General features: G+C 55.2%; 11 protein-coding genes. 1 reads left to right on the forward strand and 10 read right to left on the reverse strand.

Annotation, left to right across the window (positions count from 1 at the left end):
• Window positions 1–77 precede the first annotated feature (77 nt).
• The gene (gene xseA, locus AC222A_RS07380; RefSeq protein WP_372781717.1) at window positions 78–1,466 is read left to right on the forward strand and encodes an exodeoxyribonuclease VII large subunit; all 1,389 of its coding nucleotides are present in this window, start codon (window positions 78–80) and stop codon (window positions 1,464–1,466) included.
• Between the two features lie 19 nt (window positions 1,467–1,485).
• Here the strand turns inward: xseA and AC222A_RS07385 are convergent, their stop codons facing one another.
• From AC222A_RS07385 to AC222A_RS07430, 10 genes are all read right to left on the reverse strand, one after another.
• A complete protein-coding gene (locus AC222A_RS07385; protein ID WP_372747246.1) occupies window positions 1,486–2,136 on the reverse strand; it encodes a Crp/Fnr family transcriptional regulator in 651 nt (216 codons plus the stop codon).
• A 42-nt stretch (window positions 2,137–2,178) separates the two neighbouring features.
• A complete protein-coding gene (gene lysS / locus AC222A_RS07390) occupies window positions 2,179–3,708 on the reverse strand; it encodes a lysine--tRNA ligase (RefSeq protein ID WP_372747245.1) in 1,530 nt (509 codons plus the stop codon).
• 15 nt (window positions 3,709–3,723) lie between these two features.
• Window positions 3,724–4,822, reverse strand: a protein-coding gene (gene prfB, locus AC222A_RS07395; RefSeq protein ID WP_372747244.1) for a peptide chain release factor 2 whose coding sequence is annotated in 2 segments (ribosomal slippage) — window positions 3,724–4,746 and window positions 4,748–4,822 — 1,098 coding nt in all. Because the reading frame shifts where the segments join, the coding sequence is not laid out codon by codon here.
• A 166-nt stretch (window positions 4,823–4,988) separates the two neighbouring features.
• Window positions 4,989–6,722, reverse strand: a complete 1,734-nt coding sequence (gene recJ, locus AC222A_RS07400) for a single-stranded-DNA-specific exonuclease RecJ (protein ID WP_372781715.1) — start codon at window positions 6,720–6,722, stop codon at window positions 4,989–4,991.
• Window positions 6,722–8,119: a threonine synthase gene (gene thrC / locus AC222A_RS07405; RefSeq protein WP_372747242.1), complete on the reverse strand. Its 1,398-nt coding sequence runs from the start codon at window positions 8,117–8,119 to the stop codon at window positions 6,722–6,724. The genes recJ and thrC overlap by 1 nt, the downstream gene beginning before the upstream one ends.
• An 84-nt stretch (window positions 8,120–8,203) precedes the next feature.
• Complete coding sequence (locus AC222A_RS07410; RefSeq protein WP_372747241.1) at window positions 8,204–9,511, reverse strand: homoserine dehydrogenase; 1,308 nt, start codon at window positions 9,509–9,511, stop codon at window positions 8,204–8,206.
• A gap of 168 nt (window positions 9,512–9,679) precedes the next feature.
• The gene (gene alaC / locus AC222A_RS07415; RefSeq protein WP_372747240.1) at window positions 9,680–10,876 is read right to left on the reverse strand and encodes an alanine transaminase; all 1,197 of its coding nucleotides are present in this window, start codon (window positions 10,874–10,876) and stop codon (window positions 9,680–9,682) included.
• 29 nt (window positions 10,877–10,905) lie between these two features.
• Complete coding sequence (locus AC222A_RS07420) at window positions 10,906–11,646, reverse strand: DsbC family protein (RefSeq protein WP_372747239.1); 741 nt, start codon at window positions 11,644–11,646, stop codon at window positions 10,906–10,908.
• A 69-nt stretch (window positions 11,647–11,715) separates the two neighbouring features.
• Window positions 11,716–12,594 (reverse strand): site-specific tyrosine recombinase XerD, encoded by an 879-nt coding sequence (gene xerD / locus AC222A_RS07425; RefSeq protein ID WP_372758312.1) that lies wholly within the window; start codon window positions 12,592–12,594, stop codon window positions 11,716–11,718.
• Between the two features lie 59 nt (window positions 12,595–12,653).
• Window positions 12,654–14,426, reverse strand: a complete 1,773-nt coding sequence (locus AC222A_RS07430) for an SLC13 family permease (RefSeq protein ID WP_372747237.1) — start codon at window positions 14,424–14,426, stop codon at window positions 12,654–12,656.
• Window positions 14,427–14,637: the final 211 nt, after the last annotated feature.

Consider the following 14,637-nt stretch of genomic DNA (forward strand, 5'->3'; position numbering starts at 1 on the left):
ACAATTTTAAGGGATGGGGGCCATGCGAGTAAACCAATAGTCGCCGGCTTTGCTCTCATTCGTTTACAATGCCGCCCATGCAAACACCCTCTCCTACTGATGTTCTGTCGGTTGGCCAGCTCAATAGGCTGGCAAAACAGCTGTTAGAAGACTGTTTTTCGCAGGTTAGCGTGGTTGGCGAGCTTTCCAACCTCGCGCGCCCTGGCTCAGGCCACTGGTATTTCACATTAAAGGATGACCGCGCCCAGATTCGATGCGCGATGTTCAAAAGCCGGAACTTTGCGGTGCGCTTTCAGCCCCAAGCGGGGCAGCAGGTGCAGATCACCGGCAAAGTAAGCCTGTACGAGGGGCGCGGCGACTATCAGCTAATAGTCGACACGATGCAGCCCGCAGGGGCTGGCGCGCTGGCCCAAGCCTTTGAACAGCTTAAACAGGAACTCAAGGCGGCGGGCAAGTTCGATCGCAAGCGCGCGTTGCCGAAACGGGTTCGCCACTTGGCGGTGATCACCTCCCCCACCGGTGCGGCGATCCGCGATGTGCTTTCGGTGATCGCCCGCCGCTGGCCGGCACTTCGCGTTACCCTGATCCCCTCTCAGGTGCAGGGTGAGGCAGCAGCCGCGCAGCTTGTCAACGCTCTGAAACTGGCCAACCAGCTCAGCGGAGACGACCGCCCAGACGTTGTGTTACTAACCCGTGGCGGCGGTTCGCTGGAAGATCTATGGCCCTTCAACGAACGTAGCGTGGCCGAAGCGGTATTCAGCAGTGAGCTACCCGTAGTAAGCGCTGTCGGGCACGAAGTTGACTTCAGCATAGCCGACTTTGTTGCCGACCTGCGCGCACCCACACCGTCGGCGGCCGCAGAGCTACTGTGCCCGGACCAAATGGAAGTGCGCACTTACCTCAGCTCACTCAACGCCTCGTTGCAGAACCAAATACTGCGGACACTGCGCGGTGCCCGCGAAAGACAGCAGAGTCTGCACAAGCGGCTTCGTAATCCCGCGCAATTGATCAGTGAGCGCTCGCAACGTCTCGATGAACGGGAATTGTATCTGCAACGCCTGATTGGGCAGCTCTTACAAACCCATCGCCATCGCGTAAACAGTCTGGAAAAACGCCTGCTGTCGCTCAGCCCCAGTCGCCAACTGACACAGCAACAGCGACAACTCGAAGAGACCCAAAAGCGACTGATGGTCGCAGTCAGAAACGCGCTGCGCCACCAGCAACAACGCCTGAACCACACAGCAGAAATGATCCGCAAGCTGAGTCCCGACGGCACTCTTCAGCGGGGCTATGCGATTGTGCTGGATGCACGTGGAAAGGCCGTGACGGATGCTGGCTCGCTATCCCAGGGCGACACCCTTCAGGCACGATTTGGACGCGGCCGAGCTACTGCCACAGTGACAACCGTCGAACCGGCTGGAGAAGATTCATCAGCGAACCCGGCTCCTACGCCGACGGGCAATTAGGAGCCGAGCTGCTGCTGGTTTAATAGCTTTCGGGCAGCTGTTTGAGCAGCAAAATCTGGCGAGACTCAATGGCGATATACTCGCCGATCGTCAGGTCCTTCAGGATTCGCGCAACCATTTCACGTGAAGCGCCGACTCGGTCGGCAATATCCTGCTGAGTCAGCTTTTCCTGGATTCGCCCCACACCTTTGTCGTCAGTCTCCGCCAATGTCGTCAGCACCTTGGCCACACGGCCGTATACATCCTGCAAAGCCAGCGCTTTAACGTCGTCGGTCAACTTGCGAATGCGACGAGTCAGGTTGCGGATCAGCGTGCGCGCGATATTCGGGTGAGCGTCCAGAACGGTATTGAAATCCTGCTTATAAATCACCCGAAAACTGGCCGTTTCCATGGCGCGAACAGAGGCGGAACGGCGGTCATCATCCAGCAAGGCAAGCTCCCCGAAATAATCGCCATCTTCGAGAATATCGAGCACAAAGTCCTTACCGTTCTTGTCGCTACAGTAAACCTTAACGCGCCCACGCTCTATGATATAAAGGGAGTCAGCCAGATCACCTTCGTGAATGACAACTGAATTTTTACTGAACTCTCTGGCAACGCTGGCACGACGCAAGGCCTCCAGCTCTTCATTACTCAAACCCTGAAACAAGTCCACTGTATCGAGTCGCATTCACAGTCTCCCTTTTGTTTTAGACAACAATATCCTTTTCTATCAGCCAGCACTACCCTCCGGCCGCATATGTGGAAACAGCAACACATCGCGAATGGACGGAGAATCGGTTAACAGCATAACCAAGCGGTCAATACCTATACCTTCACCGGCTGTCGGTGGCAAGCCATATTCCAACGCCTTGATATAGTCAGCGTCGTAGTGCATAGCCTCAAGATCTCCACCTTCTTTTTCGGCAACCTGCTCCATAAAGCGGGCCGCCTGGTCTTCTGCGTCATTCAGCTCCGAAAAACCGTTAGCAAGCTCTCGACCACCAACAAAAAACTCAAAGCGGTCTGTGACGAAGGGATTCGCATCGCTTCGGCGAGCAAGCGGGGAAACCTCAGTTGGGTACTCCGTAATGAAGGTTGGCTGGTCTAATAGATGCTCTACAGTCTCTTCAAAGATTTCGATCTGTACCTTACCTAGACCCCAACTATCCTTCAGCTTGATACCCAATCGCTTCGCAATTTCCCGCGCCTGAGTATCGTCTGCCAGCGCCTCGGCGGTGATGTCAGGGTTGAATTTCAACACTGCATCAAACACCGACAGGCGCTGGAAGGGCTCGCCAAAATCGTAAACTTTCTCGTTCACCACCTCGCCATCTGCATTGCGCTCGGTTTGTACCACGCGGGTGGTGCCTAACACTTCCAGCGTTACCGTTCGCAACATGTCTTCCGTCAGATCCATCAGGTCTTTGTAGTCTGCGTAAGCCTGATAGAACTCCAGCATTGTAAATTCTGGATTGTGCCGTGTTGACAAACCTTCGTTGCGAAAGTTTCGGTTAATTTCAAAAACTCGTTCAAAACCGCCAACTACTAGACGTTTTAGGTACAACTCAGGAGCGATTCTGAGATACATATCAAGATCGAGTGCGTTGTGGTGCGTGATGAAGGGACGCGCACTGGCACCGCCGGGAATCACCTGCATCATGGGCGTTTCCACTTCCATGTAGTCTCGCTCACCCAGATAGCGGCGAATGGAGCTCACAATTTTAGCGCGTGTGCGAAATACGTCACGAACTTCGGGGTTGACGATCAGGTCGACATAACGCTGACGGTAGCGCATTTCCTGATCCTGCAAACCATGGAATTTGTCGGGCAAGGGGCGCAGGGATTTAGTCAGCAGTTCCACCTTTTCCAGGTAGACGTAGAGATCACCCTTTCCGGATTTATGTACAGGCCCGGTGGTGCCGATAATGTCCCCGATATCCCAGGTTTTAATTTCTTCCATCTGCTCGGCGGGGAGCGTCTTCTTGTCTACATACGCCTGAATTCGCCCGGTGCCATCCTGCAGCACCAGAAACGGCCCCCGCTTGGCCATAATGCGACCTGCGACACAGGCCTTGCGATCCAGTGCTTCCAACTCGGCCTTATCTTTCTCGCCCAACTCGTTTTGCAGGTCTGCCGCATAGTCGGTTCGACGATAGGTATTGGGAAAAGCGTTGCGCTGATCCCGTATTTTCTGCAATTTTCCGCGACGTTCCGCGATCAGGCGATTGTCGTCAGCGTTCAGAGGAGTTTGCTCGGTCATTGAGGTACCTATGGATTAGAGGCCGCTTTTCAGGCTGGCTTCAATAAATTGATCGATATCGCCATCCAGCACCCGATCGCAGTTGCTGGTTTGTACGTTAGTGCGCAAATCCTTGATACGCTGGTCATCCAGTACGTATGAGCGGATTTGACTGCCCCATCCGATATCCGACTTGCTGTCTTCTACCGCTTGGGCCGCCTGATTGCGTTTTTGTAGCTCCAACTCGTAAAGCTTTGCCTTGAGCATTTTCCAGGACTTATCGCGGTTCTGATGCTGCGAGCGCTCGCTCTGACACTGCACCACGATGCCCGTAGGTTCGTGGGTCAGACGCACCGCTGAGTCGGTTTTGTTAATGTGCTGACCGCCCGCGCCGCTCGCTCGATAAGTATCGGTGCGCACATCGGACGGATTAATCTCAATATCGATATCATCGTCGATCTCCGGCGAGACCCAAACCGATGCAAATGACGTATGTCGACGATTGCCCGAGTCAAAAGGCGACTTGCGCACCAAACGATGAACCCCGGTTTCCGTTCGCAGCCAACCGTAGGCGTACTCTCCACTAAACTGTACTGTGGCACTTTTAATGCCTGCAACCTCACCAGCAGAGACTTCAATCAGCTCGGGCTTGAAACCACGACGCTCACCCCAGCGCAGATACATGCGAAGGAGCATATTGGCCCAGTCCTGCGCCTCAGTACCACCAGAACCGGCCTGAATATCGAGAAAGCAGTTACTTGCATCCATCTCGCCGGAAAACATGCGGCGGAACTCTAGGGTATTAAGCCCGGCCTCGAGTTTTTCAATGTCGCCTTCGAGCGCTTCGAGCGTGTCTTCATCGCCCTCTTCCACCACCATTTCCAGCAGTTCAGACAAGTCCACCAGACCGCTGTCCATCTCGTCTATGGTGTGCACCACAGCCTCTAGTGCTGCTCGCTCGCGCCCAAGGGCCTGCGCTTTGTCTGGGTCGTCCCACACGGAGGGTTCACCCAGCTCCAGCTCGACTTCAGTCAGCCGCTCTTTCTTGTGAGCGTAGTCAAAGATACCCCCGGAGCACGTCTGTTCGCTCGGTCATATCCTTGATTGATTGTCTCAGTGCGTTAACTTCCAGCATGTAGAGTCTGTCCAGCGATAAAAAGAGCGGCAATTTTACAGGAAGGACACTAGAGCTGAAAGCCGCGACGCTGTTTTGGGGTGCCCGCCCGGCGACAGCACAGATTCACCGATCAGGCAGTCTTGCCAGTGCTCCCGAAACTCAGTGGCACGCCGTAAAATAATGGCTAGTCCATAACCTCGAGGGACTGCACCATAAGCTGCAATTGCTCTGTGCCGCGAAATCGGTTTACATCCAGCGCATAGTAAAGCCGCACCCGGCGGGCGTCAGGGTTTGGCCAGACATCGGGGTCAATATTGAAGGCAATGGCATCAATGGCTTTTTGCGGCGAAGATTCCGGCGCAACCACCAGTTTTAGATGCTTTTCACCGACGATACGCTGATTAATCAGTAAAAATTCGCCATCGAATCGCGGCTCGGGAAAATGCTGGCCCCAAGGTCCTGCGTCCAACAGTGACTGAGCCATAGACTGGGTCAGCTCGCCAGCGTGCAATTCACCATCACTACTTAGTCGCGCCTCAAACAGCTCAGGATCTGATTGCTCGGCAATCGTGCTGGCGAACGCATGCGAAAATTCATCGAGCGCCGCTCGATGCAGGCTCAGCCCGGCTGCCATAGCATGTCCCCCGAACTTAATGATCGCGCCGGGACACCGTTTATTGACCAGATCCAGCACATCGCGCAGATGAATACCGGCGATGGAACGGCCTGAGCCTTTGACCGTGTCGTTGTCTTCAGGTGCGAATGCGATAACCGGCCGGTGAAAACGCTCTTTAATACGTGAAGCCACCAAACCAACCACGCCGGGATGCCAGGTATCGTCATGCAAGGTGAGCCCCAGCGGCATTTTATCGGCATCCAGTTGCAGGTTTTCAAGGTGCCGCAATGCCTCCTGCTGCATGCCCTGCTCAATCTCGCGCCGCTCACGGTTAAGACTATCCAGCTCTGACGCCAGCCTTCTCGCCTCGTCAGCGCTGTCTGCCACCAGACAGCGGATGCCCAGCGACATGTCATCGAGCCGACCGGCCGCATTAAGGCGCGGGCCGACCACAAACCCAAGATCTGCGGCCTGCAGATGCGTGGGGTCGCGCCGCCCCACCTCCAACAGCGCGTAAATACCGGGACTGGCCATGCCGGCCCGAATCCGCCGAATGCCCTGAGCCACCAAAATACGGTTGTTATGATCCAGCGGCACCACGTCCGCCACCGTACCCAGCGCGACCAGATCGAGGTAATCCGCCATGCGTGGCGGCGCGATTGCCCTCTTCTTAAACCACCCTGCAGCAGTCAGTCCTGCGCGCAGGGCCGACAGCAGATAAAACATAACGCCCACACCAGCCAGAGCCTTGCTTGGAAACGGACAGCCCGGTTGATTGGGATTCACAATGGCGAGCGCGTCGGGCAATTCGTCACCCGGCAAATGGTGATCGGTCACCACCACGTCAATACCACACGCATTGGCGGCTGCGACGCCGGCGATACTGGAAATGCCGTTATCTACCGTAACAATCAGGTCAGGGGTGGATTGGGCGGCCACGTCAACAATTTCCGGGCTCAGACCATAGCCGTACTCGAACCGATTGGGCACGAGGAAATCCACGCGTTCAGCACCAAAAGCTCGCAACACGCGAAGACCAAGTGCCGAACTGGTAGCGCCATCAGCGTCGAAATCGCCGACGATCAGTATCTTTTGCTGGAGAGTAATTGCGTCGACAAGGCGTGATACCGCTTCGTCCAGCCCCTTGCAGGTAGGCGGCAACAGGCGGCTCAGCGACAGGTCACAGTCTTCATCCTTGAACAGCCCACGCGACGCATAAATACGCTGCAACAGCGACGGCACGGCATCAGAAAACCCAACCTTGTCCAGCGCCGGCTGGCGTCGCTGAATAATAAGACTCATCAGGCGCTGATGTGCGACGCCATAAAGGATTGCACCGCAGTAAGATCGTTATCGAGCACCTCATAGCGCTCTGGCAGGGTCAGCAGATCCTGCATGTGGTGCGGCAGTGCCGGTGATTCGGGGTAGCCTGCCTTCATGACCGCATCCGGGAATTTGGCCGGATGCGCAGTCGCCAAGGTCACCATCGGCACACTGCGATCACGCCAGCAGGCACGCGCCGCGTGAACACCAATAGCGGAGTGCGGATCAAGCAGGTATTCGCTTTCGTCAAAGACGGATTTTATTGTGGCAACCGTTTCATCATCACTAACTCGGCCGCTGTCAAACAGGTCTCGAACCCGCGCAAATACACTATCCGGCACGGATACAGGTTCGCGATTGAAGCGATCCATCAGGTCGTCGATAGCCGCCCCATCGCGCTCATAGCCATCAAACAGCATACGTTCGAAGTTACTGGATATAACAATATCCATACTGGGCGAGAGTGTGTGCTGCAGTTCCTGCTTTTCAAAGCGATTATTGCTGACAAACCGGTGCAGAATATCGTTGCAGTTGGTCGCAATCACCAGCTGGTCTATAGGCAGGCCCATCTGTTTGGCCAGATATCCTGCATAGATATCACCGAAATTACCGGTCGGTACCGAGAAGCTGACTTTGCGACCGGGCGCGCCCAGCGCCAGCCCCGCATAAAAATAGTAAACAATCTGAGCCATGATGCGCGCCCAGTTGATAGAATTAACCGCCACCAACTGACGCCCTTCCGGCAAGAAGCTCTGATCCGCAAAGCTGGCTTTGACCATTGCCTGGCAATGGTCGAAATGCCCCTTGAGCGCGATGTTATGGATATTGTCACCGGCCACGGTTGTCATCTGGCGTCGCTGCACTTCCGACACACGCTGGTAAGGGTGCAGAATAAAAATGTCCAGATTTTTGCAGCGCTTACAGCCTTGAATGGCGGCAGACCCGGTATCACCCGAGGTTGCGCCCATCACCACCACTTTCTGGTTTTTGCGCTCAAGCACGTAATCCAGCAGTCGCCCCAGCATCTGCAACGCAAAATCTTTAAACGCCAGCGTTGGCCCCTGAAACAGCTCCAGCACCCACTCGTTCTGGTCAATCTGTACCAGCGGTGCGATGGCCCCGTGGCGGAAATCGCTGTAGCTGTCGTTAACGATTGCGCGCAGATCTTCCTGAGGGATACAGTCGTCAACAAAGGGTTTGACGATTTCAAAGGCCAGCTCGGCGTATGAAAGCTTCGACCAGGCGGCAATCTGCTCAGCGCTGTAAGTTGGCAGCTTTTCCGGCACATAGAGCCCGCCATCCGGCGCAAGTCCGGTCAGCAGTACATCTTCAAAGTTAAGAGCGGGCGCTTTGCCCCGGGTGCTGATGTATTTCATCGTTTGCCTTCGTCTTTATCTAAAGTGGGAGCCAGCCTTACGGTAAATCAGCCCCGTGCTTTTACTGGTGCTCACTTGCACTCATCAACCTGCCAGAGATTCAACCCGGATGCGCACTACTTCTTCAGCAATACTATCGAGCGCCTGAATCTGCTCCACAGCGCTCATCAAGGCTTTTTCCTGAGCAATGTTGGTCAATAGAATCACTGGCACGTGATCAGCGCCTTCTGCTGGCTGCTTCTGAATCAACGCTTCAATGCTGATGCCCGCATTGCTGAGAATCTGGGCAATTTGCGACAACACGCCCGGCTTATCGAGCGCAGACATTCTCAAATAGTAGGCGCTGTGTACATCCTCGATGGCCATAACCGGATGATCACTCAAGGTATCAGGATGGAACGCCAGATACGGTACACGATGCTGAGGCTCTGCCGTGAGCGTACGCGCCACATCGACCACGTCAGCCACCACGGATGAGGCGGTAGGTTCGCTACCCGCACCGGGGCCGTAATAAAGCGTTGGGCCAACCGCATCGGCCTTGACCAGAATGGCATTCATCACGCCATTTACATTGGCGATCAGGCGTTTTTCAGGGATCAGGGTGGGATGTACCCGCAGTTCAATACCCCTGTCATCGCACCGCGCGATACCCAGATGCTTGATCCGGTAGCCCAGCTCTTCTGCGTAGTTCACGTCGTCAGTAGAGATGCGGGTAATACCCTCGGTATATACCTTGTCAAATTGCAACGGTATGCCAAACGCGATAGACGCCAGAATGACCAGCTTGTGAGCGGCGTCGATACCTTCCACATCAAAGGTGGGGTCTGCTTCGGCATAACCCAGTGCCTGAGCCTCTGCCAGCACATCGGCGAAATCACGCCCCTTTTCACGCATTTCCGTGAGGATGAAATTCCCGGTGCCATTGATGATGCCAGCCAGCCACTCCACCTGGTTGGCCGCCAGCCCTTCACGCAGGGCCTTGATAATCGGAATGCCGCCGGCAACTGCCGCTTCAAACGCCACGCTGACGCCTTTTTCCTGAGCGGCTGCAAATATCTCGTTTCCGTACTCGGCAATCAACGCCTTGTTGGCCGTAACCACATGCTTGCCGTTGGCAATAGCCTCGAGAATCAGCTCGCGCGCAACCGTGGTGCCGCCAATAAGTTCCACCACTACATCAATATCGGGATTACGGGCTACATCGAAAATATCGCGAGTGATCGGCACATTACCGGTATCGCATGAGGGGTTATCGCGGCGCGCTCCAATCTGGGCTACCACAACATCAGCTCCCACCCGGGCGCGAATGGAATCGCGATTACGCGTCAGAACATTAAACGTACCGCTGCCCACGGTACCCAAACCACAAATGCCTACCTTGACGGGATTCAAGCTGCCTCTCCTCGCTGCGCACGTATGTCCGGCCATTGCCGGACGGCGAAAATTAAGGCGCGTATTCTAGCTTGATTTGGGAGGTATTACACGCGGGAGGGGCGCGATCGACGGCCGATTCTGCCCATTCAGGGCGAGATATCGAAGCCCCCGTTTTCGCAGCGGCGATCAGACAACCGATGGCTGACCGTCTTCGCGCATCATCCGCTTGATATTCCGCAGGGCCTGGCGGGTTCGCTGTTCATTCTCAATCAGGCCAAATCGCACATAGCCTTCACCGTATTCACCAAAACCAATGCCCGGCGACACTGCAACCTTCGCCTCTACCAGCAACTTTTTGGCAAATTCCAGCGAACCTAATGCGCGATAGGCTTCTGGAATAGGCGCCCAAACAAACATCGTCGCTTTCGGCGGTGTCACTGTCCAACCCAGATCATTAAGCCCCTGGCAGAGTACATCGCGACGTTTCTGGTAGAGCTGGCGTATTTCTTCCACGCAAGCCTGATCCGCTTCAAGCGCGTGAATAGCTGCTACTTGGATAGGGGTGAACATGCCGTAATCGAGATAGGACTTCATTCTTGCCAGAGCGGCGATCAGCGTTCGGTTGCCACAACAGAAACCCACGCGCCAGCCGGGCATATTGTAGCTTTTGGACAGGGAGAAAAATTCGACGGCTATATCCTTGGCTCCCTCCACCTGCAAAATAGACGGCGCTTGATACCCGTCGTAGACAAGGTCGGCATAGGCAAGATCCTGAACCACCCAAATTTCGTGCTCTCGGGCTACTTTGACAACCTTCTCGAAAAACGCCAACTCGACACAATGCGTCGTTGGATTGGCCGGGAAGTTCAATACCAGCATCTTTGGTTTGGGCCAGCTGTTGCGGATGGCCTGCTCCAACTCCTCGAAAAAACTGCTTTCGTCACTCATCGGCACGTGGCGGATATCGGCGCCTGCGATCACAAAGCCGTAGGGGTGGATTGGATACGAGGGGTTGGGCACCAGAATCGCATCACCCGGCCCGGTTGTCGCCAGCGCCAGATGGGCCAGCCCCTCTTTGGACCCCAGTGTCACTATCGCTTCTGAGTCGGGATCGATAGCAACGTCGTAGCGCCGCCGATACCAGTCGCTGATCGCCTTGCGCAGCCGGGGAATACCCCGCGACTGGGAATAGCGATGGGTATCGCTCCGCTGGGCGGTCTCGGTCAACTTGTCGACGATATGCTGCGGCGTTGGTTGATCCGGGTTACCCATCCCAAAATCAATCACATCCTCGCCGCGCGCCCGTGCCGCTTGCTTCAACTCACCAATGATATTAAAGACATAGGGCGGCAGTCGGCTGATACGGCTGAATTGATCCTGCACGGGCGTTCCTTAAAGAGTGACAGTAATAGTTATTTTCCTTCAATCGCCACGCGAGCCAAGTCGCCTGCCGGCATATAGCCAGGGACCAGCTCACCGCGCGTAGTGATAATAGCCGGCGTTCCGGTCACACCCATCTCACCACCCAGCATATACTGGTCAGTCACCGGGTTATCACAGGTTGCCGTCGGAATGCTCTGGTTGTTTTTTAGTTTGGTAAGCGCATCCTGGCGATCCTTGGCGCACCAGGCAGAAACCATTTTCGGCGTGGTTCTGGATTGATCACCGCGTGGCAGATCGCGCGGATAGGCAAGATAGCGCACTTCAACACCCAATTTATTCAGCTCAGGAACCTCATTGTGCAGCTTGCGGCAATAGCCACAATCGACATCGGTAAACACGTAGATAGCACTTTTGGTTTTACCCTCTGCCGGGAAAACTATCATCTCGTCATTGCTGACCCGAGCCATACGTTGCTTTCGGAACTCTTCGCGCTCACGCTCTGCGATATTCACAAAACCACCGGGCGCCAGTTGGTACAGATCGCCGGTAATAAAAAACTTGCCGTCTTCCGTGGCGTAGACCGTTGGGCCATCTTTGAGCCGAACCTCGTAAAGCCCCTGAACATCGCTGGCTTTCACGCTTTCGAGCTGAATATCCGGACGGCTCTTGCCGAAAGCCTGACGGATGGTTTCGGTCGGCGTCGCGGCCTGTACCGACAGTGCCAATAATGCTGCACCGAGAATGCCGGCACGAAGAAGAAATTGAATCATGAAAAAAACCTTTCAGTTCTAGGATTAACAGTTTGGAAAGCAGAAACCTGAAACAGTTCCGAAGGGCAATTAACCCCGAGGGTGATGCTGCTGGTGCAATTGCTTCATTCGCTCTCTCGCAACATGAGTGTATATCTGTGTGGTGCTCAGGTCACTATGCCCCAACAACAATTGGACAACCCGCAGATCCGCACCGTGATTGATGAGATGTGTAGCGAAGGCGTGCCGCAGGGTATGTGGCGACAGGTTAACCCGAATGTTCGCGCGCTGTGCGTAAACCTTTACCCTGTGCCAGAAAGTCTGACGCGTCATCAGGGTCCCGCGCCGGCTCGGAAACAGTACATCCCCCGTACGCGTCAGCTCTGCACGGCCTTGGGACAGGTATTGCTGCAGCCAGTACAGCGCCTCTTCCCCCATCGGCACCAAGCGCTCCTTACTACCCTTACCCATGACCTTGACCACGCCCTGATGCACATTGAGCTGATGCAGGCTCAGGCCCACCAGTTCAGACACCCTCAATCCAGTAGCGTACAGCAACTCCAGCATCGCCTTGTCGCGAAGCTCCAGCGCAAGCGAGGTATCAGGCTGGGCCAGCAGGGCATCAACGTCTTCTTCACTCAGGGATTTAGGTAGGGGACGGCCGATACGGGGCGAATCAATATTCACCGTTGGGTCGACACTGATCCGGTTCTCTCGCACAAAATAGCGATAAAATCCGCGTAGGCAGGACAGCATCCGCGCCGAACTGCGCACCGATTGCCCTCGCCGTGCCAGCTCCCCAAGCCATTCCAACAGATCGGCACCGGTAGCGCGCAGCACCTCTACACCTTTAGCCTCGAGCCAACGCTCAAACTGCACCAGATCGCGACGATAGGACGCCAGCGTGTTATCGCTAAGGCCCTTTTCCAGCCAGATGGCGTCCAGGTACTGATCAATAGCTTGTGTCATGCGAGGAGTTTAGCCGCACGCGCTAGTCTCGCAAAGCGCCGATCGCGCAAAAGACGCGGTCAAAACGACCACACCAGCGGTATCAGCCCTATCGTGATCACTGCCGCGACGATACTCATGGGCACCCCAAGACGCAGGTAATCCACCAGACTGTATCCCCCCGGCCCCATCACCATCAGGTTAGTTTGATATCCCAACGGTGTCATAAAACTGGCGCTAGCAGCAAACATAATGGCAAAGACAAAGGGTACCGGACTGACACCTAACTGCTCGGCAATACCGGTGGCAATTGGAAACATCAACACAGCGGCAGCGTTATTGGTAACCACCTCGGTAAACAACGCGGTCACCAGATAGATTATTGCAAGTGCCAGCCAGGGATTCTCCAAGCCAGAACTGAGCAGTCCGCTCACCAGCCAGCGCGCAGTACCACTGACTTCCATCGCAGTGCCCACCGCAAACGCGGCGCCGATTACCAGCAGCACCTGCAGGTTAACACTCACGTACTGGCGAGCTCTGTTGAGAGATACGCAACCCGCCAAAAGCAATGCGGAAGCGGCCAAGGCTGCAGCCTCCACCACCGACAACCAACCCACAAGGTTAATCAACACCATGGCAACAAGGATAGCCACAGCCAACGGAGCTTTAGCGAAATCCGGCGGCGAAGAATCACGCAAAGGGCTCACCAACAGAAAATCCCGCCGAAATTGATACTGTTCTACGAAGCTCTCACCAGTTTCCAGTAACAGGGTGTCGCCCACCCGTAAAACTGTCTCACCCACCTTACCTGCCAGGCGTTGCCCGTCCCGACTAATACTCAAAATGGCCGCTTGATAGCGGGTGCGAAACGCGCCCTCCTTCACCGAAGTATTGATAGCCGGAAACTCTGGGCCGATCACCACCTCCACCAAGCAGCGCTGGTGATGATAGAGCGAAAGTTTGTGCGCGCCGCCATGTGCGGGCACCAGCCCCTGTATCCGCTGCAACTCTCGGGCGCACTCAGGCGCGCCGACAAAGGTCAGAGTATCCTCTGCTTCCAGCAACATATCTGGCGAGACAGCCGTAAACAGGTTCCCGCCGCGCTCAACCTCCGTCAGATAGCCGTAGGTTAGATTGCGCAGTCCCGCCGCTTCGATCGACCGATTCAGCAGCGGACTGCCTGGCGGGATTCGCATTTCCACCCAATACTCCCGCGCTTTTTCAGCCTGGGTCACAAAACTCTGTTTTTCACGCAGCAGGCGCGGTGCAAAAAAAACTAGAAACGTCGCGCCGACGGCGAACAGCGGTATACCAACCGGCGCCAGATCGAAAATACGAAATCCAGGGTTGCCCTGTTGCTGCCACAAGCCATCGACGACCAGGTTCGTACTGGTACCAATCAGAGTGCACGTACCCCCAAGAATCGCTGCATAGCTCAACGGCAAAAGTAATTGCGAGGCAGAAAACCGCAGGCGCTGCGCCCACTCCTGAACTGCCGGAATCATCATTGCCACCACCGTGGTGTTATTCAAAAAAGCGCTGAGGATACCGGCAGGGAAAATGAGTCGACTCTGGGCACCGCGTGCGGATGTCGGCCGACCCAGCAACACCCGAGACACCCAGTAAATAGCCCCCGTGTCGCGCAATGCCGCAGCGACAACATACAACAGGGCAACCGCAATAAGCCCCGGATTGGAAAAACCCGCCAAGGCTTGTGAAACGTTAATAACATCACTGAGGAGCAAGACCAGAAGGGCGCCCAGCATGATTGCATCAGCCGGCAGTCGATTGGAAACAAGAGCCAAAAAAACAGCCAGCAGAACCAGAAGTGTCAGAGCAATTTGTAACGTCATGAAAAGCGCACTCCAAAGCACGCCAATGAGCAGATGACGCGCATCGTAGAGCCACCCGCCACGAAAAAGACAATACCGTTTCGCTATATCAATATGCTAAAAACCGGGGTCGGTTGGAGTATTTTTTTTTGTGGAACAAAAAAAAAAGATAAAAACCCCGGTTATGGGGCAAAAAAAATTGAAAAACTAGCGGTGGTGGCGTTTTTTAAAC

Source organism: Litorivivens sp., from assembly GCF_057445395.1.